Genomic DNA, 26,695 nt, shown 5'->3' with positions numbered 1-26,695 from the left:
GGCCGGGCACGCGAAGCTGGAGCTTGACCTTCCCTGGCCCGTGGAGGTGGCCGTGCTGACAGGTGAACCCGCTCCACAGACTGAAGGCCTGGAAGAACTCGAAATCCGAGAAGAACTCGAAATCCTGGAAGACCTCGCGAACTCCGAGGACCCCGAAGACCTCGAAGATCTCGACCACCTCGACGACCCCCTGGGCGACGGCCCCGGCACCTACTCCGCCGCGATCCCGCTGCCCGGCACGGCCGCCCGGCCGCTGGTGCCGCGCTGGTGCGGCGTCGTGCTGATCGTGCTGGGCCTGCTCACCGTGCCGTGGATCGCCGGGCTGGCGGTCTCGCTGCCGAGCCACGCGCAGACCGACCACTACGCCTTCTCCTGGGCCGGCTTCGACGTGCTGCTGGCCGGCCTGCTGCTGTGGACCGGATGGCGCGCGGTGCGCAATCGCGACGACATCGGCGTGTCGGCCGCGGTGACGGCCGGGCTGCTCGTGGTCGACGCGTGGTTCGACGTGACGTCGGCGTCCTCCACCGGCCAGCTGCTCGCCGCGCTCGCGATGGCGCTGTTCGTGGAGCTGCCGCTGGCCGGGTTCTGCCTGTGGCTGGCCGGCCGGGCGGAGTCGGCACGCCGCCGACGGGCGGCGCGCATGGTCGCGATGGTCAGCCGGCTGTGGCAGTTCCGGAGCCGGGCGCTGCGGCGGGTCCGCCCGGCCGCCGAGCGGCGGTGAACGGCTCCGCCTCCGCCGACACATCCGACTCCCCCAATGCAGCGACCAACGGCTCCAGCGCCGCCCTGCGCACCTCGGCCGGGGTCCGGCCGTACTCGCGCCGGAAGGTGCGGTGGAAGCTGGTCACGTCGGTGAAACCCGCCTGCACCGCCACGTCGAGCACCCGGAGCCCGGCGCGCGCCGGATCCTGGAGATCGCGCCAGGCGCGGTCCAGGCGACGGCGGCGGATCTCGGCGGCGAGGCGGTGCTGCCGGCCGGCGAAGGCCGCGTAGAGCAGCCGGACCGAGACGCCGAGCCGCCGGGCGACCACGGCCGCCGACAGGTCGCTGTCGGTGAGGTGCTCGTCGATGTCGGCCAGGGCGGCGACGTGCAGCCGCCCCTGGCCGACCGGCGCGGCGCGGTCCGCGGGCCCGGCCGGGTGCTCCAGGGCGATGGCCAGGATCCCGCAGGCGTGGCCCGCCAGCCGGGCGGCGGTCGCCTCGTCCAGGTCGCCGGCGGTGAGCGCGAGCAGCGCGTGGCGGACGGCGGCGCCGGGGCCGGCGGTGGTGTCGACCCGGGTCGCGGTCGCGATCGGGGTGTCCGGGTCGGTCGCCAGCAGCGCTCTGGGCGCGAACAGCGACAGCTGCTGGAAGTCGTCGCGGAACTCGAAGGCGAACGGCTCGGTGGTGTCCACGACCGCGAGGTCGCCGGGGTGCAGCACGGTCGAGCGGCCGTGCTGGGTCATGAGGCTGCTGCCCCGCAGTTGGAGGTTTACGTAATAACCCTGAAGCGGCGAGTTGGTGATGTCGCGGTCCGTGCGCCGCACGCTCTGCCGCTGCGACTCGATCCGGGCGATGCTCAGCTCGCCCAGCGGACGCTGAGCCACCGTGCCGGCGAACCCGTCGCGCAGGTCCGATTCCGGCGTCAGCGCCAGGAACGCCTCGCAGATCAGCTCGCGCCAGCGCGCGAACTGCGCGGCCCGGGGGACTTCCAACGTCGACCAGCGCTGTGGCATGCGCTTCACCTGCCTGATTCCGACCAGGCCGACGCGGTTCGGCGGCCTCCCCAACCCACTGTCACGGCCCGGATCTGCGAATGGTTCATTCCCCGCCGAGCCGGTCCGCACGCTGCACCAGCGGCAAGCATCGCGTGCAGCACCGGCAACGTGCGAGCCGGGCCCGATCGCAGACCTTTGAGAAATGTTCATCACTGCCACGGGTTCCACGCCCGCGCCGCGCGACGGCGGCGGGCGCGGTGTGTTGGAGAGCGCGTTCGCCCTGCTCGGGGCGCTGGAACAGGTCGAGGGCGCGGGCGTCAGCCGACTGGCCGCGCAGTGCGGGCTGCCGAAGACGACGGCGCACCGGCTGCTGGAGCAGCTCAGCAGCCTCGGCGCGGTCGAGCGCAGCCGGGGCGGCTACCGGATCGGGGCGCGGGTGTTCCAGCTCGGCCACGGCTGGCAGCCGCATCCGGGGCTGCGGTCGGCGGCGCGGGGCCCGATGCGGCACCTGGCGGCGGCCACCGGCGCGACAGTGGGCGTCAGCGTGCTGCGCGACGGCCGCGAGCTGATCGTGGACTGCGTCGCGGGGACGGCCGGCAGCGGGACCGGAAGCGGGAGCGACACGGCCAGCGGGAGCGACACGGGCAGCGGGAGCGACACGGGCAGCGGGAGCGACACGGGCAGCGGGAGCGACACGGGCAGCGGGAGCGACACGGGCAGCGGGAGCGACACGGGGAACGGCGGCGGCTCGGCGAACGGCACGCTGGTGACACTGCGACGCGGAACCACCTGGCCCTGGTACACGGCGGCCGGGAAGGTCCTGGTCGCCGAGGCCCGCGACGGAGGTCCGGCCGGGGTGTTCCCGGTGGATCCGGCGACGTTCCGGGACCGGCGCCCCGGTGGTGGGCGCGAATCGGGCAGCGGCAGGCCTGGCAACAGCGCAGGCGTCGGCAACCCCGGCGACAGCCGCACCGCCGACCCGATCCCGGCCACCGTCGCGGCCGCGTGGCCGCGCGAGGCCGCGAAGATCCGGTCGTGCGGCGTCGCGTTCGATCGGGAGCAGGTGGTGGCAGGGGTCTGCTGCGCGGCGGTCCCGCTCTACGGGGCGCCGGGAACCCCGGTGGCGGCGCTGTGGGTCGTCACCGATCCCTCGCACCGGCTGGACCGGCTCGCCGACGCCGCGCGCCGGGTCGGCACCGTGGTCAGCAGCGCCTTGCGCGGCAGCCGCTGAGTCGCCGGGCCGCCGGGCCACCGGGCCACCAAGCCGCTGGGCCACCAAGGAGCTGGGCCACCAAGGAGCTGGGCCACCGAGCCGCTGAGTCGCCGAGCCACCGAGCTGGTCAGTGGAACAGCTACGGCCCCGGCACCTAATCCGTGCCGTTGGTCTCGGTCTTGAAGGTCCGGAAGCCGCGCCGGTGGTAGTTCGGCAGCGCGCCGGGGTGGTCGTCGGAGGCGGTGTGCAGCCAGACGCGGGTGACGTCCGGGTGCAGGTCCCAGGCCTGGCGCACCGCGAGCGTGAGCGCGTGGCCGCCGAGGCCCTGGCCCACCTTCTCCGGCACCAGCCCGAACGACTTGATCTCGACCTCGCCGTCGGCGTGCCGGTCGCAGACCACGACGCCGGCCGGCTCCCCGGCGTGCCGCAGCAGCCAGCAGCGGCGGCCGGGGTGGGCGAACCACGCCGGCCACTCCTGCGGCGTGCGGGTCACGCTGCGCCAGCCGTGGGGAGTGCCGACCCGGACCATGGTGCGGGCGACGAGGTCCTGGGCCTCCTGGCCGTCGCCGACCGGGTCCAGGGTCAGCTCGGGGACGGGCGCGGCCGGCACGAGCTGGTCCCGATCGGTCATCTCGACGTAGGTCGTGGTCTTGGTGGTCTTGGTGGTCTTGGCAGTCACCCGCGGCAGCCTAATGGTCGCCCCCGCCACCATGTCGGAGCGTCGATCTAGGCTTGGGCGGCTGGAAGGAGCTCCCATGTCCGCACCCACGATCCGCCTGTACCGTCCCGAGGACCGCGACGCGGTCTACGACATCTGCATCCGCACCGGCAACGCGGGCGGCGACGCGCGCGGCGTGTACCGCGACCACGATCTGCTGCCCGACATGTTCGTCGGGCCCTACACCGTGCTCGAACCGGATCTGGCCTTCATGCTCGACGACGGCGGCCGCGCGGTCGGGTACGTGGTGGGCACCAGCAACACTCCGCGCTTCGCGAAGGACTTCCGCGAGCGCTGGCTGCCGACCGTGGCCGCGCGCCACCCGCTGCCGCCCGGGAAGCCCGCGACGATCGAGGAGACCATGGCGGCTCTGCTGCACAACCCGGAGCACATGCTCACGCCCGAGGTGGCGGACTACCCGGCGCATCTGCACATCGACCTGCTGCCGGAATACCAGGGCCAGGGCCACGGCCGCAGGATGCTGACCACGCTGTTCGCCGCGCTGGACCGGGCCGGGGCGCCGCGGGTGCACCTGGTGCTGGCGACCGCGAACACCGCCGCCCGCGTCTTCTACGACCGGATGGGGTTCCACGAGATCCCGGTCGCCGATCCCGGCGTCGTGACCTACCTCGGGCGCTCGACCGCCTGAGGCGGGCGGCGGCGCCGACCGGCCCGGGCCGGTCCGGACCAGACCGGACCGGACCGGACCGGCCCGCCGAAGCGAATACGTCCGCTGATCTACGAATCCTGACAAGATCGCCGGGACCGGCGGCGATCATTTCGATCCCGGCCCATGATCAGTGAGCTGGGATCTTTGTGTTCGGGCCCGCACATCAAGGACATTACTTGGTTTCGAGGTATGGACAGCGGTTCGACCATGAGGAACACTCAGTTCCAAGCTGGCGTCAGACTACTGACATCCGGATGTCCTCACATCATGACAACCACTGCTAGGGCACAGCGCAGCGTGGCGCCGGTGTCGAGCGGCGCCGCGGCACGGAAGCCACCACCGTCCCCGAGGAGCCGCACGTGCACAGACCCCCCTCTCGTCCCCTGGGCAAGGTCGTCGCCCTCGCCGCCGCGCTGGCGCTGACGACCGGTCTCGGAGTCGGCACCGCCGACGCCGCCTCCGCCGCCCAGGCCGCCCCGGCCACCCACGCCGCCCCCGCGGCGGCCGCGCAACCCGCGGCCGCCACCGGTGCCAAGCCCGACGCGAAGGCGGTCTGCCCGCCCGCCGCCAAGGGCGCCGTCACCTGCTTCGCCCTGCGGCGCACCGACGTCGCGAAGGCCGCCGGCCTGTCCCCGGCCGCCGCCCCCGCCGGGTTCGGCCCGGCCGACCTGCTCTCGGCCTACAACCTGCCGGCCGACGGCGGCGCCGGGACCACGGTCGCCATCGTCGACGCCTACGACGACCCGAACGCCGAGAGCGACCTGGCGCTGTACCGGACCCAGTTCGGGCTGCCGGCCTGCACCACGGCCAACGGCTGCTTCAAGAAGGTCGACCAGACCGGCGGGACGAACTACCCGACGCCGAACGCCGGCTGGGCCGGGGAGATCTCGCTGGACCTGGACATGGTCAGCGCGGTCGCGCCGCGGGCGCACATCATCCTGGTCGAGGCCACCACCGCGAACTTCGACGACCTGGGCGCGGCCGTGGACGAGGCGGTGGCCCTCGGCGCCGGCTACGTCTCGAACTCCTACGGCTCCGGCTACGACTCCACCCCGGGCAGCGGCGAGGACCCCTCCGAGCTGACCGCGATGGACCCGTACTACAACCACCCCGGCGTGGCGGTGGTCGCCAGCTCCGGCGACAGCTCCTACGGGGTCTCCTACCCCGCGGCCTCGCAGTACGTCACCTCGGTCGGCGGCACCTCGCTGGTCCGGGACGGCAGCAGCCGCGGCTGGTCGGAGTCGGTGTGGTCGAACTCCTACGGCGGTCCGGGCTCGGGCTGCTCGCTCTATGAGCCCAAGCCGGCCTTCCAGACCGACAGCGGCTGCGCCAAGCGCACCCTGACCGACGTCAGCGCGGTCGCCGACCCGGCCACCGGCGTGACGGTCTACGACAGCTACCAGGACACCGGGTGGCAGGTCTACGGCGGCACCAGCGTCTCGGCGCCGCTGATCACCGGGGTCTACGCCGCCGCCGGAACGCCGGCGGCCGGGACCTACCCGAACGCGTACCCGTACGCCAAGCCCGCGGCGCTGAACGACGTGACGCAGGGTTCGACCTCCACCTGCACGCCGTCCTACCTGTGCACCGCCGGGACCGGCTACGACGGCCCGACCGGACTGGGCACGCCCAACGGCCTGTCGGCGTTCAGCAGCGGCCCGCACGGAATCGTCTCCGGCAAGGTCACCGACGGTACCGGCCCGGTGCCCGGGGCCAAGGTCTCGGTCGGGTCGACCAGCGTCACCACCGCGGCCGACGGCAGCTACTCGCTGTCGGTGCTGCCGGGCACCTACACCGTCAGCGCCAGCGCCTTCGGCTACGCCGACTCCTCGGTCGACGGGGTCGTGGTCGCCGACGGCGCCACCGTCGCCGAGGACTTCACGCTGGCGGCCGTGGCCCGGGTGGCGGTGACCGGCAAGGTCACCGACGGCTCCGGACAGGGCTGGCCGCTGTACGCGACCATCACCGTGGACGGGATGCCGGGCGGACCGGTGTACACCAACCCCAAGACCGGCGCCTACACGGTCCAGCTGCCGGTGAACAAGACCTACCAGCTGCACACCACGGCCGCCTACCCGGGGTACCAGACCACGGACACCGCGGTGCCGGTCGGCGTGTCCGCGGTGACCCAGCCGATCGCGGTCAAGGTCAACGCGACCAGCTGCACCGCGGCCGGCTACCGGCTCGGGCACGTCGGGCCCTACCAGACCTTCGACGGCAGCACCGCGCCGGACGGCTGGACGGTCACCAACAACACCGCCTCCGGCGGCTGGGAGTTCGACGACCCGGACCACCGCGGCAACCGCACCACCGGTGACGGCGGGTTCGCCATCATCGACAGCGACTACCTGGGCACCGGCAAGTCGCAGGACACGTACCTGACCGCACCGGTCGCCGACCTGTCCGCGATCGCCGCCCCGGAGCTGGACTTCGCGACCTACTACAAGCCCTACGGCAACTCCTCGGCGACCGTCGAGGTGAGCGTGGACAACGGCGCGACCTGGTCGGCGATCTGGTCGCAGACCACCGCGCAGGTCGACGGCACCACGGTGCGCCTGCCGCTGCCGCAGGCCGCGAACAAGGCGCAGGTGCAGGTCCGGTTCCACTACACCGGCACGTGGGCCTACTTCTGGGAGGTCGACAACGTCCTGCTGGGCGCGCAGACCTGCGACCCGGTGCCCGGCGGCCTGGTGATCGGCCAGGTCACCGACGCCAACACCAAGGCCGCGCTGGCCGGCGTCACCGTCTCGGAGACCGCCGCGCCCACCGTCGGCGGCACCTCGGCGGCCACCGCCGACCCGGCGCTGAAGGGCGCGTTCTACTGGTTCTTCTCCCCGACCACCGGCTCGGTGGCCCTGAGCGCGGCCAAGGCGCACTACGTCAGCGGCACCGCGACGGCGGCGGTGGCGGCCGGCAAGGTGGTCGAGGCCGACTTCGCGCTGAAGGCCGGCCGGCTCACCGTCACCCCGACCTCGGTCGCCAAGACCGTGGCCTGGGGCGGCAGCGCCACCCAGACGGTCACGGTGAAGAACACCGGCACCGCGCCGGCGACGCTGAACGTGGGCGAGCAGCCCGGCGGCTTCGTGATGCAGAACGTGCCGGCGGCCCCGACGCAGATCGTGCCGGCCAACGTGACCATGGGCAGCGCCCTGCAAGCCGCCAAGAAGCTGGCGGCCGCCAGGGCGACCCCGGCCGCCGCGGCCCCGACCGCCGGTGACAGCTGGCAGCCGGTGGCCAACTTCCCGACCCTGATCCAGGACAACATCGCCGAGTTCGCCGGCGGCAAGCTCTACTCAGGGTTCGGATACGACGGCAGCAACGACTCCAGCTCGCTGTACGCCTACGACCCGGCGGCCGGCAGCTGGTCGGCGCTGGCAGCGGCGAGCGACACCCGCGAGTCCCCGGCCCACGGGTTCATCAACGGCAAGCTGTACGTGGTCGGCGGCTGGGCCGCCTCCGGCGACCCGGATCCCAAGCTGGAGATCTACGACCCGGCGGCCAACCAGTGGAGCACCGGTCCGGCCGCCCCGGCGCCGTACGCGGGCTCCGGCAGCGCGGTGATCGGCTCGAAGCTGTACGTCGTCGGCGGCTGCACCACCTCGTGCGGCACCACCGACGTCTACTCCTTCGACGCCGCCTCCGGCGCCTGGACGAAGCTGGCGGCCTACCCCGAGACGACGGCATGGCTGTCCTGCGCCAACGCGCAGAGCAAGCTGGTCTGCGCCGGCGGCACCTCGGCCACCACGGCCAGCAACAGCACCTACGTCTACGACCCGGCGGCCGGCACCTGGACCAAGGCGGCCAACGCGCCCGCCGCGTTCTGGGCCTCGGCCTCGGCCGGCGCCAACGGCCAGCTCCTGGTCTCCGGCGGAGTCGTCGGCGGCGGGCTGACCAACCAGTCCTGGTCCTACGACCCGGCCACCGACGCGTGGACGACCCTGCCCAACTCCAACGTCAGCGCCTACCGGTTCGCCGGCGCCCTGGGCTTCTACACCGTCGGCGGCGGCCAGGGCAGCCTGACCCCGCCGCTGGCCACGACCCAGGTGCTGCCCGGCTACACCGGCGGCCCGACCACCGACGTGCCGTGGCTCAGCGAGAGCGCCGGCACCCTGACCCTGGCCCCCGGCGCCAGCGGCACCTTCACGGTGACCGTGAACGCCGGCGACCCGTCGATCTCCCAGCCGGGGGCGTACACGGCGAGCCTGGGCCTGACCTCGGACACGCCGTACACCCTGTCCGCGATCCCGGTGACGATGACGGTGAAGCCCCCGACCACCTGGGGCAAGATCACCGGCACCGTCACCTGCACCGACGCCTCCGGGGCCTCGGTCCCGCTGGCCGGCGCCACGGTCCAGATCGACACCTGGGCCACCCACTACACCCTGCACACCGACATCAACGGCGGCTACGCCCTGTGGCTGGACTACCGCAACAACCCGTTGACGGTGATCGCGGCCAAGGACGGCTACCAGCCGCAGGTGCAGACGGTGAAGATCAAGAGGGGCGCGACCAGCACGGTGTCGTTCGTGCTGCTGAAGGACTGATGCAGGTCTGATGCAGGACTGACGCAGGTCTGACGTGCGGCGCGCACGTCGGGAGCGGGACCGCGCACACGCGCGGTCCCGCTTCGCGTTCGCGCCGCGCGGTCACCCGGATGACGGCGACAGACGCGACAGCCCCGGGCCCTCGATGAGTTGCTGAGGGAAGGGTCCGCCCCGGACCCGAAGGAGGCTTGAGGCCATGTCCAAGTCCAAGAAGGCCGAAGGCGACGCCACCCACGTCGCGAAGTCCGAATCCCGCCACAAGTTCAAGGTCGCGGAGCTCACCGACTTCAACCGCCGCGAGACCCGCCCCGACGGCAGCGAGCGGATGATGCCGCGGATCGCGGTCCTGACCCCGGTGGACGGTGGTAAACAGGTTCGGGCGTACGTCCCCGGCAACCTGGACTCCCCGCTGGAGGTCGGATCGACGGTGATGTGCCGTCCGCACGACAAGCACCACGGCGACGGCCCGCCGATCAAGTTCCGGATCACCAACGTGGTCGACGCCAACGCGACCGCCGAGCTGACGCCGTCGCAGAACGCGCAGTTCGCCGAACGCGCCGGCGCCAGCCCGTCGGCGATGGAGCGGCAGGAGGCCGGCGTGCGCCGGTGACGTAGGGCCCGACCCCCGGTCCGGGGCACCTCTTCCGGTGCCCCGGACCGGGGGTTTTCGTGGTGGAGACTGGGGCCCATGGAGTTCTTCTGCTACCACCGCGACCGGCCCAGCTCCCTGGCCCTGCGCGAATCGCTCTTGGAAGACCATCTGTCGTACATGGACGGGTTCGGCAAGGGAATGATCGCGCGCGGGCCGACGCTGACCGCGGACCGCGAACTGCCGACCGGCAGCGTGCACATCCTCGACCTGCCCGATGCCGCCGCCGCCCGGGCGTTCGCCTTCGACGAGCCCGGATACCAGGCCGGGATGTATCAGGACGTGATGCTGCGCCGGTGGCGCAACCTGCTGGGGCGCACCATGTGGGAGTTCGCCGGCGGCCGGACCGGGGAGGACCGGTATCTGGTGCTCGGGCTCGGCGAGGGCGAGGGCGTCGATCTGGAGCTGCCGGCGGGCCGCGACGAACTGATCGCCTACGGGCCGCTGCTCTCCGACGACGGCACCGTCTGGCTGGGGACGGCGGCGCTGGTTCGGGCGTCCGACCGGGAATCGGCCGCGAGCGTGCTGACCGTGGACCGTTATGCCGACGTCCGGGTCCATGACTGGCAGTTCGGCGGGCGGGAGTGACGAGGGTGGCAGTGAACAGGGGTGGCAGCGCCGGACAGCGCTGCCACCCCTTCATGCTTTTAGGCCGGACACTTCACGCGCCTCTGAAGCGGGCTGCCGCTCGCTTTAGAAGCCCTTAGACGCCTTAGCGACTCTTAGAGCGCGACACCCAACAACGCGTCGACAATCCGGCTGATCTGCCCGGGCGCCGCCGTGTTCCGCTCCACCGCCGCGCCATCGCCCTCGGCACCGGCGCCGCCATCACCATCCGCCGTAGCGTCAGCAGCCTCCTGCCGCGCCACCCAGGCGTCGATCACACCCAGCGCGCCCGGCGCGTCCAGGTCATCGGTGATCCGCTCCCGCACCGCCGCCAGCACGTCGTCGGCCGGCACCGCGTCCGGCCGGGACACGGCCGCCCGCCACCGCGCCAGGCGCGCCTGCGCGGACTCCAGGTCCGCGGGGGTCCACTCCCAGTCCGTCCGGTAGTGGTGCGCCAGCAGCGCGAGCCGGATCGCCATCGGGTCGACCCCGGCGTGGCGCAGCTTGGAGACCAGGACCAGGTTGCCCTTGGACTTCGACATCTTCTCGCCGTCGAGGCCGACCATCCCGGCGTGGACGTACGTCTGCGCGTAGGGCCGCTCGCCGGTCACCACCTGCGCCTCCGACGCGCCCATCTCGTGGTGCGGGAACGCCAGGTCGCTCCCGCCGCCCTGGAGGTCCAGGCCCATGCCCAGGTGCTCCAGCGCGATGGCCGCGCACTCGATGTGCCAGCCCGGACGTCCCGGTCGCAGACCGGCGGCCCGGCCGGCGGCCCCGGGGTCCCACGACGGCTCGCCCTCGCGCTCGTTCTGCCACAGCAGGCAGTCCAGCTGGTGCTTCTTCCCCGGGCGGTCCGGGTCGCCGCCCCGCGCCGCGAACGTGGCCAGCATCTCGGCCGGGTCCAGGTGCGACACCGAGCCGAAGGCGGGGTCGGCGTGCACCGAGAAGTAGACGTCGCCGTCCACGTCGTAGGCCGCGCCCTGCTCCAGCAGCTTCACCACCAGGTCCACGACCAGCGGGATCGACTCCACGGCCCCGACGTAGTGCGCCGGCGGCAGGATCCGCAGCGCGGTCATGTCCTCGCGGAACAGCGCGGTCTCGGACTCGGCCAGCGCCTCCCAGTCCCGGCCGGTGGCGACGGCCCGCTCCAACAGCGGGTCGTCGACGTCGGTGACGTTCTGCACATAGGACACCGGGTGCCCGGCGTCCTTCCAGGCCCGCTGGATCAGGTCGAACGCCAGGTAGGTGTTGGCGTGGCCCATGTGGGTCGCGTCGTACGGCGTGATGCCGCACACGTAGATACGGGCCGGCTCGCCGGGTCCGGCCGCCGGGGTGGGCACCAGGGCCCGCGCGGCGGTGTCGTGGAGGCGGACGGCGGGGCCGTCACCGGGCAGTTCGGGGACCTCGGGGGCGGGCCATGCGTGCATGCGGATGATCCTATCGGGGTCGGCCTGGGCGATGCCCGGTGCGGGGGAATGATGCGGCGCGGCGCCGCCAGCAGGCGCAACAGTGCCATGGGCCTGGTTGTTCCGGCGGGGCGCCTCGGGCGGCAGGGCGGCGGGCGGTGCGAACGGCGCGAGATCCACTGTTCCTGACAAATCGGCGGCTCGTGACAATCGTCGTCAGAAATCGCCGCCGAGGAAACCCGTCCGGGAGACGGGGTTTTCCGGAACGGCGGCTCCTGGAGCGACGTCCGGAGCAGCGTCTAGAACGGCGGCCACGGCACCGGGCGCCGCCGACCCTCCGGCCCGGGGATCCGGTCGGTGCGCAGCACCTCGCCGATCCGCTCCCGGGTGGCCGCGACCTCCTCGGGGTCCAGCAGTTCGGCCAGCCGGCCGCCCAGCTCCCCGCCCGCGAGCTCCCGCGCCAGCCGCTCCAGCACCGTGCGGACCTCGTCGCCCAGCGGCTCGTGGCTGAAGCCCCAGAGCAGGGTCCGCAGTTTGTCGTCGACGTTGAACGTCAGCCCGTGGTCGATGCCGTAGACGTGGTCCGGCTCGGCGGTCCCGATCACCAGGTGGCCGCCCTTGCGGTCGGCGTTGTTCACCACCGCGTCGAAGGCCGCGATCCGGCGCAGCCGCTCGTCGGCCTTGTGCGCGAGCACCGCCGGCCGGCCGTCGCCGAGCTCCACCTCCAGCACCGGGCGCCAGCGCGCGGCGGCCGGGTCGTCGGGGTCGTCGTCGAAGTCCTCGGGCAGCAGCGCGAGCAGTTCGTGGTCGTCGTCGTCCGGGGTGTCGATCCACAGCTGGCACATGCCCGGGCCCCACGGCCCCTGCCGCAGCACCGTCGGCGGCACGATCCGCCAGCCGGTGGCGTGCGACAGCTCGTAGGCGGCGACCTCGCGGGCGGCCAGCGTGCCGTTGGGGAAGTCCCACAGCGGACGCTCCCCCGCCACCGGCTTGTGCACGCACTGGAGCGTGACGCCGTCCAGGGCCACGGTCCCGTACAGGGTGGCGTTGGAGGCGTTGGTGAGGCGGCCGGTGATGGTCAGCTCGCCGGCCGTCAGCACCTCCTTGACGCGCTCCAGGCCCAGTCCGGTTCCGGCCACGCCGGCCACGCCGGAAACTTCAGCCACATCGGCCACGCCGGTCACGTCGGTCACACCGGCCGACGCGGCCCCACCGGCCCCGCCCGCCTCCGTCGGCTCCACCCCGGGCCCGCTCAAGCCGCGCGCCGCCGGTAGCCGTTGGAGCGCGGACAGACGTGGCCCTCGGGGTCCAGCGGCAGCGAGCAGAACGGGCACGGCGGCCGGCCGGCCGACACCACGGCCTTGGCCCGCGTCGTGAACGCCCGGGCCTGCGCCCCGGTCAGCCGGACCACCATGGTCGGCGGGCCGTCGGCCTCCATGTCGCCCAGCGGCGGCTCGCCCCCGCCCTCCATCGGCGCCATCGCCTCGATCACCACGCGCTGGGTCTCGCCGTCCCAGGCCAGCGCGAGCGCCGCGACCCGGAACTCCTCGAACACCGGTTGTTCCAGCGGCTTGTCGTCGGCCAGCTCCAGCGGGGCGATGGCGGGCACCGGGGCCGCGCCGCCGGAGCGCCGCACCACCTCGTCGAGCAGGTCGTCCAGGCGCTCGGCCAGCGCCTCCACCTGTTCCTTCTCCAGCGCCACCGAGGTGATCCGGCCGCCGGAGGCCGCCTGCAGGTAGAAGGTGCGGTGCCCGGGGAGTCCGACGGTGCCGGCGACGAACCGCTCCGGGGGGTCGTAGACGAAGAGTTCCCGTGACACCGTATTCCTCCTACAAGCTCCGCGGTCGGCCCTCGCGTGGGACCGCGTAATCAAGCCTATGCGTTCATACGTTGTCGGCGCCCGCGCCGCCCCCCACCGCGGCGTCGCCGTCCGCTGAGGGCGAACGCTCGGGGGCCGGCTTGTAGGGCGCCGGGTCGCCGCCCACGTCGTTCAGGCGCAGTACGAACGGGCGCAGGTCGGTGTAGCGGACCGCGGTGACCGAGCAGGGATCGCAGGTGATCCGCTGGAACTGGTCCAGGTGCAGGCCCAGCGCGTCGGCGGCGATCGCCTTGATGACGTCGCCGTGGGAGAACAGCGCCCACACCGCCTCCGGTCCGTGCTCGGCCGCTATCAGGGTGTTCCATTCCCGCACCGCGGCGACCGCACGCGCGGACATCTCCGCCATCGACTCGCCCTCGGGCCCGGGGAAGCGCGCGGCCGAGGGGTGCGCCTGCACGGTGCGCCACAGCGGCTCCTTGGCCAGCTCGGCCAGCGGACGGCCGGTCCAGTCGCCGTACCGGCACTCGCCGATCCGCTCGTCGAGGTGCACCGGCAGCTCGCCGTGCGGGCCCAGCACGAGCTCGGCCGTCTGGCGGCAGCGCTCCAGCGGGGAGACCACGGCGGCGGCCAGCGGCACCTCGGCCAGCCGCTTGGCCAGCTCGCCGGCCTGCTGCTCGCCGCGCTCGTCCAGCCGCACGCCCGGGGTCCAGCCGGCCAGCACGTTGCTGGTGTTGGCGGTGCTTCGGCCGTGCCGGATCAGGAGTACCAGGGTCACACCCTCAACCCTACGACCTGACAGGGGTCGGCGGTGGATCGGGCCGCATCCTGCCGCCTCCCGCCGCTTCCCGCCGCCTCCCGCCTCGCCCCGGCGCCCGGCCCCGGGGTTTAGGTCCCGGCCTCCGCCTGCGGGATAATCGCACCCATGATCGTGAACTGCGCGACCTATCGGGGCGGCCGCCGCGTCTCGGCGCCCGCCGACCTGTCGGACGCGCTGGACCAGGCGCGCGCCTGCGGCGACCCGTCGGCGTTCCTGTGGCTGGGCCTGTACGAGCCGGAGCCGGACGAGCTGGACCTGGTGGCCCGGGAGTTCGGCCTGCACCCGCTGGCGGTGGAGGACGCGATGAGCGCCCACCAGCGGCCGAAGCTGGAGCACTACAAGGGTTCGACGTTCCTGGTGTTCAAGACCCTGCTGGAGCACGATCCGCACCACCCGCTGCGGCTGGGCGAGATCTCGGTGTTCCTCGGCGACAACTTCATCGTCACGGTCCGGCACGGCGACGCCAATCCGCTGTCCGGCGTGCGCAAGCGGATAGAGGCCGAGCCGGAGCTGCTGGAGCACGGGCCCAGCGCGGTGCTGTACGCGGTCTCCGACCAGATCGTCGACTCCTACACCCGCTACGCGGGCCTGATGCAGGACTCGATCGACCAGCTGGAGACCGAGGTCTTCTCGCCGGTGCGCGGCGACTACGGCGGTCCCATCTACGCGCTCAAGCGCAACGCGATCGTGTTCGCGCGGGCCGTGATCCCGCTGGTGATGCCGGCGAAGGCGCTGGTCGACGGCTACGAGGACCGGATCGCGAAGGAGACGTACGCGTATTTCCGGGACGTGGCCGACCACGTGCTGCGCGCCACCGAGGCCGCGCGGGAGTGGAACGAGCTGCTGGACCACATGCTCGACGCCGACCGGTCGCGGGTGTCGGTGCAGCAGAACAACGACATGCGGCGGATCTCGGCGTGGGCGGCGATCCTGGCGGTGCCCACGGCGATCGCCGGGATCTACGGCATGAACTTCGACAACATGCCGGAGCTGCACTATCGGTACTCGTACTACATCGTGCTCGGCGTGATGGGGGTGGCGTGCGCCTCGGTGTACGTCCTGCTCAAGCGGGCGAAGTGGCTCTGACCGGCGCGCCGCCGCTGCCCGGCGGGCTGGCGCTGGCGCGGTTCCCGGAGGATCCGCGGGAGGCGCTGCGGGCCTGGGACGCGGCCGACGAGTACCTGGTGCGGTTCCTGGGCGACGGGTCCGGGGCGGTGGCGGGCTTCGGCGGGCCGGTCGACCCGGCGGCGCGCGTCGTGCTGTTCGGCGACCGCTGGGGCGCGCTGACCACGGCGCTGGCCGCGGTCGGGGCGCGGGTCACGCAGATCTCTGATTCGTACCTGGCGCAGCGGGCGACGCTGGCGAACCTGGCCCGCAACGAGGTCCCGGCCTCCGCCGTGGAGCTGCTGACGACGGCCGAGAAGCCGCCGGTCCCGATCGACACGCTGCTCATCCGCGTGCCGAAGTCGTTGGCGCTGCTGGAGGACCAGCTCAGGCGGCTGCGACCGGCCGTGCACCCGGGGACGAGGATCGTCGGCACCGGCATGGTGACCGAGATCCACACCTCCACGCTCCAGGCCTTCGAGCGGATCCTCGGCCCGACGCGGACGTCGCTGGCGGCGCGCAAGGCGCGGCTGATCTTCTGCGAGCCGGACGCGGCGCTGATCGCGACCTCGGGCTCGACTTCGGACTCAGGCTCGACTTCGGACTCGCACTCGGGCTCGACGTCGGACTCGGACTCGGACTCGGCCGACACGAACCCCTGGCCGCTGAGCTACCGGCTGCCCGACGGCCTGGGCCCGGTGTCCGGCCACACGGTCGTGAACCACGCCGGCACCTTCTCGGCCGACCACCTGGACATCGGCACCCGGTTCTTCCTCCCGCACCTGCCGAACCGCCCCGACGCCGCGCAGATCGTGGACCTGGGCTGCGGCAACGGCGTCGTGGGGCTGGCGGCGGCGCTGGCGAATCCGCGGGCGACGGTGACCTTCGTCGACGAGTCCTTCCAGGCACTCGCGTCGGCGCGCGCCACGTTCGAGGCGACGTTCCCGCCGGGCACCCGGGAAGCCGTGTTCCAGGCCGGAGACGGCCTGGCCGGGTTCCCGCCGGGCAGCGTGGACCTGGTCCTGACCAACCCGCCGTTCCACTCGCACCAGGCGACGACCGACGCGGCGGCGTGGCGGATGTTCACCGGATCGCGGTCCGTGCTCCGGCCCGGCGGCGAGCTGTGGGTCGTCGGGAACCGACACCTGGGGTACCACGCGAAGCTGAGGCGGCTGTTCGGGAACTGCGACGTGGTCGCGAGCAACCCGAAGTTCGTGGTGCTGCGCGCGACAGCGAATAAGAGCACTAATACACTGCCCGGGTGACGAACTCGGGGGTTGTGTTCTACGCGTTCTTCGGTCTGGGCTGGCTGCTGGCCGGGCTCGGGCACTTCGGCGGCGCCGTGACCGGAGCGGCGGGGACGCTCGGCCTCGCCGTGGCCGTGGCGCTGGTCCTCACGGCCCGCAGGCAGATCGCGCGGCGGGCCGACCCGGCGGACCGGGACCTGTCGCCCGAACAGCGCGAACGGTTCCGCAGGGTGAACATCGCGCAGTGGCTCATGATCGCCCTGATCCTCGGCGGATGCGCGATCGCCGGCGACTTCGACCTGGCCATGCCGCTGGTCGCCGTCGCTGTGGGCGTCCACTTCCTGCCGCTGGCCGACGTCTTCGGCGACCGGCGGCTGGTCGTCCCCGGCGCGGCGCTGTTCGTCTCCGGCCTGGTCGGGGTGCTGGCCTGGGTGGGGCACGCCGCCACCGGCACGATCACCACCGAGGTCGGCCTCGGCTGCGCGGTCACCCTGTGGGCGACCGCCGTCTGGTCCCTGCTGAGCGTCAGTCGACCAGCACCAGCTGCTCGGCCTCGGCGATGATCTCCGCCGGCGCCGGCGGCCGCAGCAGCAGGTCGGCGATGCGCTCCCGGCCCGGGTCGCCGGCCGCCTCGATCGCGGCGACCGACTCGCGCACGTCGTAGCGGGTCTGGCGGAGCTGCACGTCCGGGCCGAGCAGGGCCCAATGGGCGACGCCGGGCTCGCCGTCGTGGTACGGCAGGCCGACGCTGCCCGGGTTGACGCTGCGGATCCCGGTCAGGGTGCGGTCGAACTGCAGGTGGGTGTGGCCGGTGACCAGCACCCGCTCCTCGATGCCGGCGGTGAGGTCGCGGAACCGCTCCTCGGAGGTGCCGGGGGTGACCGCCTCGTTGTCGCTGCGCGGCGAGCCGTGGCAGAACCGGACCGGGCCCAGGCCGTCGACGTCGACCACCACGCTGAACGGGAACGAGCCGACGAAGGCCAGCGCGCCGGTGCCGTGCCGGGCCGCGACCCACTCCTGGCGCGGGCCGGCCGGGGTGTAGGCGCCGGTGGCTATGTGGCGCACGAAGCGCTCGCTGTTGCCGCGCACGCACACCGCGCGCAGGCCCAGGCCTTGCACGATGCGCACCGTCTGGTCCGGGTCCACGCCCCAGGTCAGGTCGCCGTTGAAGACCACCAGGCCGGCCGCCGCCACCTCGGGCTCGGCCAGCACCGCGCGCAGCGCCGGGACGTTGGCGTGCACGTCCGACAGCACCGCCACCGTGCCCACCGGGCCGTAGTGCTTGACCGGACCCTCCCACGGTGCGGGACCGAAGTATTGGTCGGACATCGCGGACCTCCCCGGGACGGCGAATCGGCGGTTACCGGGATTGAAGCCTAATCGCGGTCCTCATGGTGGGCGAGAAGTGACCGAGCACTGAGACCAGGCCTCTCCAGGAGCGCGGTCAGTTCGGTGAACGAGGCGATCTCCGGACCGGACCAGTCGTCCTCGCGGTCGTGGGCGCTGTTGGCGTGCCAGTCGTCGGCGCGCAGCATCAGCGCCGTCATCCCGGCGCCGGCGGCGCCGCTGAGCTCGCGCGAACCGCCGTCGCCGAGGTAGAGGCAGTCGGCGGGCCGCACCCCGAGCCGCTCGGTGACCAGCCGGAAGAACGCCGGGTCCGGCTTCTTGATCCCCTCGTCGCAGGAGAAGACCGCGGTGTCGAAGTACTCTGCGACTTCCAGGCCGGGCCAGGCGGGCGGCAGCTCCGGGGTGCAGTCGCTGAGCAGCCCCAGCCGGAACCCGCGCTCGCGCAGGACCGCCAGCGCCGCCGGGGCGTCGGCGCGGAAGCGGAACAACGCGTTCTGGGACTCCACCCGGGCCCGGCACGAGCGCGCGAGCGCCTCCTCCGACGGCGAGATGCCGCAGCGGCGCGCCAGTTCGCGGAAGCTCTCCGCCAGGTCGCCGAGCACCCCGGTGGCCCGCTCGACGAACGAGGCGTCCAGCGCCGCCCGCCACTGATCGGCGGGCAGCCCGAGCGGCGCGGCGCTGGCGGCCGCGGCGGCGGTCCAGGCGGCGTTCGGGGCGCTGACGGTCAGCGTGCCGAAGAAGTCGATGACGACGGCGGTGATCCCGGGGCCGGCCGACACCCGATCCTGTTCCTGTTCCCGTGCCTGCTCCGGGTGCGTGTGCGGATCGGAACTCTGGCGCGGATCGGGACTCGGGTGCTGGGGCTCCATCGCCGCAGTCTACGGGCGGCGATCAAGGATCACTGGTCGGCGGCCAGCGAGCCCTCGAACCGCGGACCGGGCACGGAGGCGTCCCGGAGCCCCTCCGACTCCCCCTCCGGCTCCTCGTCCGGCCTCTCGCCCCGCTCGGCCGCGCCACGTCCCGACCGCCACGACACCGCCAGCAACGGCAGCCCCACCGCGACCACGATCCACATCGGCGCCAGCATCCGGGCCCAGTCGCCGGGGTGCAGGACCAGGGACGCCGGCCCCACCGCGGCCACGGCCAGGACCGGCGCCGCGACCCGGGGCCGCGCCCACCGCGCCACTCCCCACAGCCCGAGCGCGGCGAGCACCACCAGATAGGCCCCGTCGGAGATCATCGGCAGGAACACGCGCCAGAAGCGGAATTCGGCGTGCAGGAAGCGGACGTACATGTCGGCGGGCACCGGCTGCGTGAAGTGGTTGGTCATGGTGTCGGTGATGCCCTGGTTGATCGTCGGCCAGGACAGCGCGGAGCTGATCGCGACCATGATCGCCAGACCGCCGCCGGCGAGCAGGGCCAGACGCGCGGACCAGGCCGTCCGGGCCCGGCGGAGCCCGTATCCGGCCGCCCCGGCCAGCAGCAGGAACCCCGCCGCCAGGACCGCGTCGGCGTCCCGCACCGCGAACAGCCACGCGAAGGCCGCGGCCCCGACCCCGACGGCGAGGTTCCGCCGCCGGTCGCGGACCAGCAGGGCGACGGCGTAGAGCAGCGCGGCCAACCCCGGCGCGCTCGCGGCCTCGGACAGCACCCGGGTGCCGACGTAGCCCGAGGGCAGCAGGAAGTAGGCGGCCTCGGCGGCCAGCGGCCAGAGCCCCGGCAGGCCGAGTTCCCGCGCCGCCAGCACCAGCAGCACCCCGGCCGCGACCTGGAGGACCAGGATCGTGAGATAGATGCCCTGGTCCCCGAACACCCTGATGAACAGCGACATCAGCGCCGGCAGCCCAGGACGCGCCTGGAATATCGCCTGGTACTGGCGCGGGAAGCCCAGGACCCCGCCCGCGTCGCGCTCGCAGGCGTCGCGGGGCGTGTCCAGGTAGTCGGCCTTGTCGTCGCACACGAAGGCGATGGCCTTGGCCGTCGCGGTGTCGTGGTCGTCGCCGGCGAACTCGTAGGCGCGCTGCGTGTAGTGCACCGTGTCGGTCAGCGCCCGGGCCCCGCCCTGGGCCGGTCCGGCCCAGAGCATCAGGACCCCGATCAGCCCGACGACCGCGGCCGACGGCAGCAGCAAGCGTCGTAATTGCATTGATCCCCCGTTTGCGGAATGGGTACCGCCATGCCTTCGTACACCCCCGTGCACGGCCCGGTTCGGAAAACGGTATCCCGACCGGGCTCACCGACAGAAGCCTGATTCAGTGCCGATCGGGTACCGGACGGGTACCGATCAGGTGCCGATCCGGATCGGCGGGCAACGGAATCAGGGCCCCGCGGCGTACTTCTCAGCCCTCGTACGGCCGCTGCGGCCACGGCGCGTCGGCCGGCCGCAGATCCCCCAGCGCGTTGGTGGCGATGGCCGTGGACAGCGCCAGCACCCCGGCGACCGCCAGCGGATTGTGCAGCTCCCCGGCCAGGATCAGCCGCGTCACCTCGGACCGGTCGGCCCACAGCGCCCGCATGTCGGCCTCCTCGTGCTCGCGGGCGAACTGCTCGCCCTCGGCCTCGCTGACGCCGCGCGCCAGGTAGACGCGGATCGCCTCGTCCGAGCCGCCGGGGGTGGTGAACAGGTCGACCAGGACCCGCCAGTCGGCGGCCTGCTGGTGCGCCTCTTCGTAGAGCTCACGCTTGGCGGCCGCCAGCGGGTTCTCGCCGGGGTGGTCGAGCAGCCCGGCGGGCAGCTCCCACAGCCGCCAGCCGACCGGGTGGCGGTACTGGCGGACCAGCAGCACGCGGTCGGCCTCGTCCAGGGCCACCACGCCCACCGCGCCGGGATGGACGACGTAGTCGCGCTCGGCGACCTTGCCGTCGACCATCCGCACGGTGTCGGTGCGGATCGAGATCACGTGCCCGCGGAACTTCTCCTCGGAGGCCAGGACCGGCCACTTCTCCGGTTCGTCGCGGATCTCCATCACGCTCCCGTATATGCGGTTGAGGGGTGCCGACAATCTCGGTGCCGACAATCTTGACCCGGCCGCCGTCCGCCCTGGTCAGCGGGCCGGCGTGGGAAACCCCCGAGGGTCCCGCGGCCGATGATCGGCAAGCCTACCGCGCCGAACGCACGAACGCCCCGGCGATGAGCCGGGGCGTTCGACGGCGGCGGGAGCGCGCCGGGCCGGGAGCCCGGGCGCGCGCCGGATCAGGACCCGGAGGTCCCGGAGGTCCCGGCGGACCCGGCGGACCGCCCGGCGGCGGCCGCGTCGGCGCCGGCGCCGGTCGCGCCGGTGGAGCTGCCCAGGCCCTGCGAACGCGCCACGGCGGCGGCGATCAGGCCGGAGAACAGCGGGTGCGGACGGGTCGGGCGGGAGCGCAGCTCGGGGTGGGCCTGGGTGCCGACCAGGAACGGGTGCGCGTCCTTGGACAGCTCGACGAACTCCACCAGCCGGCCGTCCGGGGAGGTGCCGGAGAACACCAGCCCGGCCTGCTCCAGGCGCGGCCGGTAGGCGTTGTTCACCTCGTAGCGGTGGCGGTGGCGCTCCTCGATGTAGGGCGCGCCGTCGTAGAGCTCGCGCACGATCGTGCCCTCGCCGAGCTTGGCCGGGTACAGCCCGAGCCGCATGGTCCCGCCCAGGTCGCCCTGGCCGGCCACGATGTCGCGCTGGTCGGCCATGGTGGAGATGACCGGGTCCGGGGTGGCCTCGTCGAACTCGGCGGAGTTGGCCGCGGCGATGCCGGCCAGGTTCCGGGCGCCCTCGATCACGATGCACTGCAGGCCCAGGCACAGGCCGAGCAGCGGGATGCCGTTCTCGCGGGCGAACTTGACGGTGTTGACCTTGCCCTCGATGCCGCGCACGCCGAAGCCGCCGGGGACGCAGACCGCGTCGACGTCGGACAGGTGCTTGGCCGCGCCCTCGTCGGAGGCGCACTCGTCGGAGGGCACCCAGCGGATGTTGACCCGCGCGGAGTTGGCGAACCCGCCGGCCCGCAGCGCCTCGGTCACCGACAGGTAGGCGTCCGGCAGGTCGATGTACTTGCCGACCAGGGCCACGGTGACGTCGTGGTCCGGCTCGTGGACCCGGCGCAGCAGGTCGTCCCACTGGGTCCAGTCCACGTCGCGGAACGGCAGCCCGAGCCGGCGCACCACGTAGGCGTCCAGGCCCTCGGTGTGCAGCACCTTGGGGATGTCGTAGATGGACGGCGCGTCCACGGCCGCGGTCACGGCCTCCTCGTCCACGTCGCACATCAGCGAGATCTTGCGCTTGATGGCCTGGCTGATCGGCCGGTCGGCGCGGCACACGATGGCGTCCGGCTGGATGCCGATGCTGCGCAGGCTGGCCACCGAGTGCTGGGTGGGCTTGGTCTTCATCTCGCCGGACGGGCCGATGTAGGGCACCAGGGAGACGTGCAGGAAGAACACGTTGTCCCGGCCGACCTCGTGGCGCACCTGGCGGGCCGCCTCCAGGAACGGCAGCGACTCGATGTCGCCGACGGTGCCGCCGACCTCGGTGATCACGATGTCGACGCCTTCGCCGCCCATCCGGCGGATCCGGGCCTTGATCTCGTTGGTGATGTGCGGGATCACCTGGACGGTGTCGCCCAGGTACTCGCCGCGCCGCTCCTTGGCGATCACCGCGGAGTAGACCTGGCCGGTGGTGACGTTCGCCGAGCCGTGCAGGTCGGTGTCCAGGAACCGCTCGTAGTGGCCGACGTCCAGGTCGGTCTCGGCGCCGTCGTCGGTGACGAACACCTCGCCGTGCTGGAACGGGTTCATGGTGCCCGGGTCGACGTTCAGGTAAGGGTCCAGCTTCTGCATCGTGACCCGCAGGCCGCGCGCCTTGAGCAGCGCGCCGAGCGAGGAGGCGGTGAGGCCCTTTCCGAGGGAGGAGGCGACGCCCCCGGTTACGAACAGGTGTTTCGTCTGGTGTGCCAAAGGGGGGCTCCCGCGGATCGCTGTGGCTAACTGGAGGAACGCTGCTCGTCGAGGAGGCGAGCGGTGGGCGATGCGGTGCCGGAGGGGGCGTGATCCGTGTCGGGTCGGCCTGGCCGGAACCTGTCATCCACGGGGGTCCAGGATATCAGCAGTTGCCGGGCTCGGCGGCACCGGCCGATCATGCGCCGTCGGGTGTCGGCCGAATGCCGGCCATGCCCCGTTCATGATCGGTTCGCCGGGAGCAGCGGAGATGGCCGGGCGGGCCGGGAACGGGCCGCGGGCGTTCAGGACCGCTGATAGGCGTCCAGGGCGGCGGCCAGTTCGTCGGCGGGGCCGGGCCAGAGGGCGTCCCAGTCGGTGGCGGACGGCGCGGGGTCCTGTTCCAGGCCGCCGTCGGGCTCGGCATCCGGGTCGGCATCGGGGCCGGCATCCGGATCGGCATCGGGGTCGGCATCCGGGGCACAGGCCCGCCGCAGCGCCTCGGCCAGCGCCTCCGAGTCGTGGGCCGGGAGCAGCGGGACCCGCCCCGCCGTGACCTCCGCCACGCCGCCGACGTCGGTCGCGATCACGTGGCGCACCCCGGCGCGCAGCGCCTCCTGGAGCGCCAGCGGCCGGGCCTCCCAGACGCTGCACAGCACGAAGACGTCGGCGGCGCGCAGCAGGTCGGCGATGTCGGCGCGGTGGCCCAGCAGCGTCACCGGGAGCCGGCGCCGGTCGATCACCGCCTGGAGCGCGGCGCGCCGCGGACCCTCGCCGGCGATCGCGACCGGCGGGACCCCGTCGGCGCCGTACCGGTCCTGCATGATCGTCAAGGCCGTGAGCAGGGTGTCGTAGTCCTTCTGCAGGGCCAGGCGCCCGACCGCCAGCACCAGCGGCCGCCGGTCGTCGGGCCCCAGGCCCAGTTCGCCGCGCAGTCCCGCCTTCAACGCCGGGAACGTGTCGCGCGGCGGCGGCAGCGCCGGGGCCACGACCGGGGCGAACCGGACGTCGGCGGCACCGTGGCGGACCGCGAGGTCGACCAGGTCGTGGGACGCGCCGAGGACCACGTCGGCCCGCTGGGCGATGAGCCGCAGCAGGAGCTCCCCAGCCCGGTTCGACGGCGCGTTGTGCAGCGTGACGACCGTGCGCTTGCGCGTGGCCAGGCAGGCGGCGGCGCCGGCGCGCAGGCCGTGGGCGTGCACGACGTCGACGGCGGAGCGCCGGGCGGCGTGGCGGATGGCCGGGATCGCCGCGGTCCCGCCGGCCACCAGCGTGTCGACGTCGTGGCCGGCCTCGCGCAGCCCGCGCGTGAGGTTGTCGACGTGGACGCCGATGCCGCCGGAGCTCTCGGCGCGGACCAGGAGCACTCTCATCGGCCCGGCCGCCGTCCGCGGCGGCTGTCGACGGTGGCCCGCAGCCATTTCCCGCATTCGGTGTCCGGCAGCAGGCGCCGGGCGGCGACCACCGCGGCGGCGGTGAACAGGGCGACCGTGGCCAGCGCGACCGCCCCGCCGACCACCGCGGCCTGCACCAGGACGGTGGCGGCGACCCCGGCGGCGGCGAGCATCCCGATCGGGGCGGCGGCCGCCGCGGCGATCCCGGCCACCGCGGCGGCCCGGCCGACCCCGGCCAGCGCCTCCCGCCCGGCGGCCCGGCGGACCGCCGCGAGCAGCCCGGCCCCGGCGACCGACATGCCCAGGGCGTTGCCCAGGCCCAGCGCGACCACCGCGTCCTGACCCGGCAGCAGCGTCACCGAGACCAGATCGGCTGCCAGCACGGTCAGCCACCCGGCGCAGACCGACGTCGCGGCGGCCCGCCCGCGCCCGGCCGCGTACAGCGCGCGGCTCAGGTGCGCCACCAGGCCGTAGCCGATCAGGCCCGGCGCGAACGCGACCAGCCCCTGGCCCATCATCTCGACGGTGACGCCGCCGCCGGAGCCGTGCCGGGCGGTGAGGAACAGCCGGGCGGTCGGCCACGCGGCGGCGGCGAGCACCGACGCCCCGGCCGCGGAGAAGATCAGCACCGCCTGCGTGGTGACCGCGACGCCCCGGGCGTAGCCGTCCCGGTCCCCGGCCGCCCACCTCGCCGACAGGTCGGTGAACGCGCTGGTCGCCACCGGCACGGCCAGCACCGCGTAGGGCAGGGAGTAGACGGCCCAGACCAGGTTGAAGACGGTGAGGGTGCCGGTGGAGGCGTGGCCGGCGTTGGCCAGCAGCACGATCGTCAGCACCGCGAACTGCTGCGCGACGAGGGTCGCGACGCCGGCGACCCCGAGGGAGCGGGCCCGGCGCGCGACCCCGTCGGGGAAGTGGAAGGTGGGCCGCAGCGTGAGCTTCGCACGGCGGACGGCGGGCAGCAGCGACAGCACCAGGATCAGCACCCCGGCCGAGGTGCCGAGGGCCAGCACCAGCTCGGGGGCGTGGCGCAGATCCGTGAGGTGCGCGCCGCGACCGCGATCGAGGAAGGCGAAGACGGTGTAGGAGGCGATGACGACGAGGCTGGACAACAGCGGCGCCAGCGCCGGGGCCAGGAAGCGGCGGTCGGCCTGGAGCGTGGCGCCGAGGACGACCGCGGCGCCGTAGAGCGGGATCTGCGGCAGGAAGAAGACCAGGAACGTGCTGATCTGCGCGCTGTAGTCGGAGCCGTGGCCGCTGCCCAGGATGTGCCCGATCGGCGAGGCCAGCGCGATACCGGAGGCGGACAGCGGGATCAGGATCGCGAGCGTCCACGTGAGCAGTGCCGAGACGATGCGCGAGGCCCGAGCCCGGTCGGCGGGGCCGTCGCCGCCGCCGGTGAGGGGTCCGGCGAGGAGGGGGACGGCGACGCCGGCCAGGGCGCCGCCGGCGGTGATCTCGAAGACGATGTTGGGGAGCTGGTTCGCGGAGTTGTAGGCGTCGGCCAGGGAACCCGCGCCGACGGTGTGGGAGAAGACCAGCCACCGGCCGAAGCCGACGACGCGGGAGGCGACGGTGGCTATGGCGATGAGGATGGCGGCGCCGGCCAGCGTCGTGGTGGTGGGACGGCGGCTGCGGCTGCGGCGGGGCGCAGCCGGGGTGCTTTCGGCCGGGGTGCTTTCGGAGGACGACGGCAGAGTCGTCGCCGACGCTTGGTGGGGCACCGCGGCGTGGGAGGCCGAAGCGTGAGGAACCGAAGGGTGCGGGACCGAGGGGTGAGGAACCGAGGGGTGAGAGACCGAGGGGTGAGGAACCGAGGGGTGAGAGACCGAGGGGTGGGGCGCTGCGGCGTGGGGGACCGCGGCGTCCGGATCGGCGGGTTCGGCAGGGTCGGCAGGGTCGGCGGCGCGGCCCGAATCGGTGCGGAGATCAGCCATGCGCGGCGTCACCGGCGGCAGGTGTAGCGGTTTGGCTCCCGGGTCGAAGGCGGCCCAGTTCGTCCAGGAACCGCAAGGGCGGCGTCGCCGCGATGACCTTGGTGAAGCTGACCTTCTCGCTCGCGGCGGTCAGCGCGGCGAGCCCGATCGCGACCGCGGCGAGCCGGCCCCGGGAGGCCCCGGCAGCCGTCGCGACGCCCAGCGCGGCACCGAGGGCGTTGGCCCCGGCGTCCCCGAGCATGGCCCGCTCGCCGAGGTCCTCGGGCAGCAGCGCGGCGGCGGCGCCCAAGGCCACGGCGCCGAAAGCGTTACCGCGCAGCACTCCGGCCGCTCCCCCGATGATCGCGGCCTTCGTCGCCCGGCCCGGCCGGAGGTCGAAGAGGTTGACGACGTTCGCCGCTCCGGCGACCACCGCGCCGGCCAGGACCCGGTCCACCGGGCTCCGGCGCAGCAGCGCGCCCGCGGCCAGCCCGGTCGCGCCGATGCCCAGGATCTTCACGGCACCGGTCGTGACCTCGCCGTGGGCGAGCGCCCCGAGGTGGCCCCGGAAGCCCTTGGCCTTGCCGCGCTCGGTGAGGTCGTCGTAGAGCCCGACCGCCCCCGCGCCGAGCGCCGCCCCGCAGC

Annotated in this window: 22 protein-coding genes and 1 pseudogene; 9 read left to right on the top strand and 14 right to left on the bottom strand. The window is 73.5% G+C overall.

Annotated elements, in window-relative coordinates; genetic code table 11:
• The first annotated feature begins 52 nt into the window (after window positions 1-52).
• A complete protein-coding gene (locus ABD481_RS39595; RefSeq protein ID WP_344671029.1) occupies window positions 53-721 on the top strand; it encodes a hypothetical protein in 669 nt (222 codons plus the stop codon).
• On the opposite strand, the gene ABD481_RS39590 is transcribed toward ABD481_RS39595, so the two are convergent.
• Window positions 654-1,715: an AraC-like ligand-binding domain-containing protein gene (locus tag ABD481_RS39590; RefSeq protein WP_344671028.1), complete on the bottom strand. Its 1,062-nt coding sequence runs from the start codon at window positions 1,713-1,715 to the stop codon at window positions 654-656. The two genes, ABD481_RS39595 and ABD481_RS39590, sit on opposite strands and share 68 nt — an antisense overlap.
• A 184-nt stretch (window positions 1,716-1,899) precedes the next feature.
• Here ABD481_RS39590 and ABD481_RS39585 point away from each other — a divergent pair, with 184 nt between their 5' ends.
• Window positions 1,900-2,928, top strand: coding sequence for an IclR family transcriptional regulator (locus ABD481_RS39585; protein WP_344671027.1), 1,029 nt, complete (start codon window positions 1,900-1,902; stop codon window positions 2,926-2,928).
• 136 nt (window positions 2,929-3,064) lie between these two features.
• Here the strand turns inward: ABD481_RS39585 and ABD481_RS39580 are convergent, their stop codons facing one another.
• A complete protein-coding gene (locus tag ABD481_RS39580) occupies window positions 3,065-3,589 on the bottom strand; it encodes a GNAT family N-acetyltransferase (RefSeq protein WP_344671026.1) in 525 nt (174 codons plus the stop codon).
• Between the two features lie 76 nt (window positions 3,590-3,665).
• On the opposite strand from ABD481_RS39580, the gene ABD481_RS39575 reads away from it, so the two are divergent.
• The 4 genes from ABD481_RS39575 to ABD481_RS39560 all read left to right on the top strand — a co-directional run bounded on the left by ABD481_RS39575 (window position 3,666) and on the right by ABD481_RS39560 (window position 10,079).
• The gene (locus ABD481_RS39575; RefSeq protein ID WP_344671025.1) at window positions 3,666-4,277 is read left to right on the top strand and encodes a GNAT family N-acetyltransferase; all 612 of its coding nucleotides are present in this window, start codon (window positions 3,666-3,668) and stop codon (window positions 4,275-4,277) included.
• A 380-nt stretch (window positions 4,278-4,657) separates the two neighbouring features.
• Window positions 4,658-8,842: a carboxypeptidase regulatory-like domain-containing protein gene (locus ABD481_RS39570; RefSeq protein ID WP_344671024.1), complete on the top strand. Its 4,185-nt coding sequence runs from the start codon at window positions 4,658-4,660 to the stop codon at window positions 8,840-8,842.
• Between the two features lie 196 nt (window positions 8,843-9,038).
• Window positions 9,039-9,452 carry a hypothetical protein gene (locus ABD481_RS39565; protein WP_344671023.1) on the top strand — a complete coding sequence of 138 codons (414 nt, stop codon included), beginning with the start codon at window positions 9,039-9,041 and terminating at the stop codon, window positions 9,450-9,452.
• 78 nt (window positions 9,453-9,530) lie between these two features.
• Window positions 9,531-10,079 carry a YciI family protein gene (locus ABD481_RS39560; protein ID WP_344671022.1) on the top strand — a complete coding sequence of 183 codons (549 nt, stop codon included), beginning with the start codon at window positions 9,531-9,533 and terminating at the stop codon, window positions 10,077-10,079.
• 134 nt (window positions 10,080-10,213) lie between these two features.
• Here ABD481_RS39560 and mshC read toward each other — a convergent pair whose 3' ends face one another.
• The 4 genes from mshC to ABD481_RS39540 all read right to left on the bottom strand — a co-directional run bounded on the left by mshC (window position 10,214) and on the right by ABD481_RS39540 (window position 14,097).
• Window positions 10,214-11,524 carry a cysteine--1-D-myo-inosityl 2-amino-2-deoxy-alpha-D-glucopyranoside ligase gene (gene mshC / locus ABD481_RS39555; RefSeq protein ID WP_344671021.1) on the bottom strand — a complete coding sequence of 437 codons (1,311 nt, stop codon included), beginning with the start codon at window positions 11,522-11,524 and terminating at the stop codon, window positions 10,214-10,216.
• A 278-nt stretch (window positions 11,525-11,802) separates the two neighbouring features.
• Window positions 11,803-12,642, bottom strand: a complete 840-nt coding sequence (locus ABD481_RS39550; protein WP_425559394.1) for an SCO1664 family protein — start codon at window positions 12,640-12,642, stop codon at window positions 11,803-11,805.
• Between the two features lie 113 nt (window positions 12,643-12,755).
• On the bottom strand, window positions 12,756-13,322 hold the full coding sequence (locus ABD481_RS39545) for a DUF3090 domain-containing protein (protein ID WP_344671020.1): 567 nt from the start codon (window positions 13,320-13,322) through the stop codon (window positions 12,756-12,758).
• Between the two features lie 64 nt (window positions 13,323-13,386).
• Window positions 13,387-14,097: a histidine phosphatase family protein gene (locus tag ABD481_RS39540; RefSeq protein ID WP_344671019.1), complete on the bottom strand. Its 711-nt coding sequence runs from the start codon at window positions 14,095-14,097 to the stop codon at window positions 13,387-13,389.
• A gap of 147 nt (window positions 14,098-14,244) precedes the next feature.
• Here ABD481_RS39540 and corA point away from each other — a divergent pair, with 147 nt between their 5' ends.
• The 3 genes from corA to ABD481_RS39525 are packed head-to-tail and all read left to right on the top strand — an operon-like array spanning window position 14,245 to window position 17,053.
• Window positions 14,245-15,225 carry a magnesium/cobalt transporter CorA gene (gene corA / locus ABD481_RS39535; RefSeq protein ID WP_344671018.1) on the top strand — a complete coding sequence of 327 codons (981 nt, stop codon included), beginning with the start codon at window positions 14,245-14,247 and terminating at the stop codon, window positions 15,223-15,225.
• The gene (locus ABD481_RS39530) at window positions 15,216-16,508 is read left to right on the top strand and encodes a methyltransferase (protein WP_344671017.1); all 1,293 of its coding nucleotides are present in this window, start codon (window positions 15,216-15,218) and stop codon (window positions 16,506-16,508) included. Before corA ends, ABD481_RS39530 begins: the two co-directional genes overlap by 10 nt.
• Window positions 16,505-17,053, top strand: coding sequence for a hypothetical protein (locus tag ABD481_RS39525; protein WP_344671016.1), 549 nt, complete (start codon window positions 16,505-16,507; stop codon window positions 17,051-17,053). The genes ABD481_RS39530 and ABD481_RS39525 overlap by 4 nt, the downstream gene beginning before the upstream one ends.
• Here ABD481_RS39525 and ABD481_RS39520 read toward each other — a convergent pair.
• From ABD481_RS39520 to ABD481_RS39485, 8 genes and pseudogenes are all read right to left on the bottom strand, one after another.
• Window positions 17,016-17,819, bottom strand: coding sequence for a metallophosphoesterase family protein (locus ABD481_RS39520; protein ID WP_344671015.1), 804 nt, complete (start codon window positions 17,817-17,819; stop codon window positions 17,016-17,018). The two genes, ABD481_RS39525 and ABD481_RS39520, sit on opposite strands and share 38 nt — an antisense overlap.
• 47 nt (window positions 17,820-17,866) lie before the next feature.
• Window positions 17,867-18,706, bottom strand: a complete 840-nt coding sequence (locus ABD481_RS39515; RefSeq protein ID WP_344671014.1) for an HAD family hydrolase — start codon at window positions 18,704-18,706, stop codon at window positions 17,867-17,869.
• A gap of 29 nt (window positions 18,707-18,735) precedes the next feature.
• Window positions 18,736-19,983, bottom strand: coding sequence for a hypothetical protein (locus tag ABD481_RS39510; RefSeq protein WP_344671013.1), 1,248 nt, complete (start codon window positions 19,981-19,983; stop codon window positions 18,736-18,738).
• A gap of 193 nt (window positions 19,984-20,176) precedes the next feature.
• Window positions 20,177-20,803: an NUDIX domain-containing protein gene (locus ABD481_RS39505; protein ID WP_344671012.1), complete on the bottom strand. Its 627-nt coding sequence runs from the start codon at window positions 20,801-20,803 to the stop codon at window positions 20,177-20,179.
• Between the two features lie 227 nt (window positions 20,804-21,030).
• Window positions 21,031-22,761: a CTP synthase gene (gene pyrG, locus ABD481_RS39500; RefSeq protein WP_344671011.1), complete on the bottom strand. Its 1,731-nt coding sequence runs from the start codon at window positions 22,759-22,761 to the stop codon at window positions 21,031-21,033.
• Between the two features lie 284 nt (window positions 22,762-23,045).
• Entirely contained in the window at window positions 23,046-24,113 is a 1,068-nt protein-coding gene (locus ABD481_RS39495) for a glycosyltransferase (RefSeq protein WP_344671010.1), read from the bottom strand.
• Window positions 24,110-25,858: a murein biosynthesis integral membrane protein MurJ gene (murJ, locus tag ABD481_RS39490; RefSeq protein WP_344671009.1), complete on the bottom strand. Its 1,749-nt coding sequence runs from the start codon at window positions 25,856-25,858 to the stop codon at window positions 24,110-24,112. Before murJ ends, ABD481_RS39495 begins: the two co-directional genes overlap by 4 nt.
• 205 nt (window positions 25,859-26,063) lie before the next feature.
• Window positions 26,064-26,695, bottom strand: a pseudogene (locus ABD481_RS39485) (hypothetical protein); the annotation flags it as partial.

It is taken from the genome of Catenulispora yoronensis, from assembly GCF_039531695.1.
GTDB lineage: Bacteria > Actinomycetota > Actinomycetes > Streptomycetales > Catenulisporaceae > Catenulispora > Catenulispora yoronensis.
Note: the sequence above shows the minus strand (reverse complement) of the source record. Positions and strands in the feature narration are given on the sequence as shown.

Bases quoted from the DNA above. Each gene is read 5' to 3' on its own strand.
- ABD481_RS39575 (WP_344671025.1), top strand. From the start codon at position 3,666: ATGTCCGCACCCACGATCCGCCTGTACCGTCCCGAGGACCGCGACGCG.
- mshC (WP_344671021.1), bottom strand. From the start codon at position 11,524: ATGCACGCATGGCCCGCCCCCGAGGTCCCCGAACTGCCCGGTGACGGC.
- ABD481_RS39505 (WP_344671012.1), bottom strand. From the start codon at position 20,803: ATGGAGATCCGCGACGAACCGGAGAAGTGGCCGGTCCTGGCCTCCGAG.
- ABD481_RS39515 (WP_344671014.1), bottom strand. From the start codon at position 18,706: ATGGAGCCCCAGCACCCGAGTCCCGATCCGCGCCAGAGTTCCGATCCG.
- ABD481_RS39565 (WP_344671023.1), top strand. From the start codon at position 9,039: ATGTCCAAGTCCAAGAAGGCCGAAGGCGACGCCACCCACGTCGCGAAG.
- ABD481_RS39495 (WP_344671010.1), bottom strand. From the start codon at position 24,113: ATGAGAGTGCTCCTGGTCCGCGCCGAGAGCTCCGGCGGCATCGGCGTC.
- ABD481_RS39520 (WP_344671015.1), bottom strand. From the start codon at position 17,819: ATGTCCGACCAATACTTCGGTCCCGCACCGTGGGAGGGTCCGGTCAAG.
- ABD481_RS39560 (WP_344671022.1), top strand. From the start codon at position 9,531: ATGGAGTTCTTCTGCTACCACCGCGACCGGCCCAGCTCCCTGGCCCTG.
- ABD481_RS39590 (WP_344671028.1), bottom strand. From the start codon at position 1,715: ATGCCACAGCGCTGGTCGACGTTGGAAGTCCCCCGGGCCGCGCAGTTC.
- corA (WP_344671018.1), top strand. From the start codon at position 14,245: ATGATCGTGAACTGCGCGACCTATCGGGGCGGCCGCCGCGTCTCGGCG.
- ABD481_RS39585 (WP_344671027.1), top strand. From the start codon at position 1,900: ATGTTCATCACTGCCACGGGTTCCACGCCCGCGCCGCGCGACGGCGGC.
- ABD481_RS39510 (WP_344671013.1), bottom strand. From the start codon at position 19,983: ATGCAATTACGACGCTTGCTGCTGCCGTCGGCCGCGGTCGTCGGGCTG.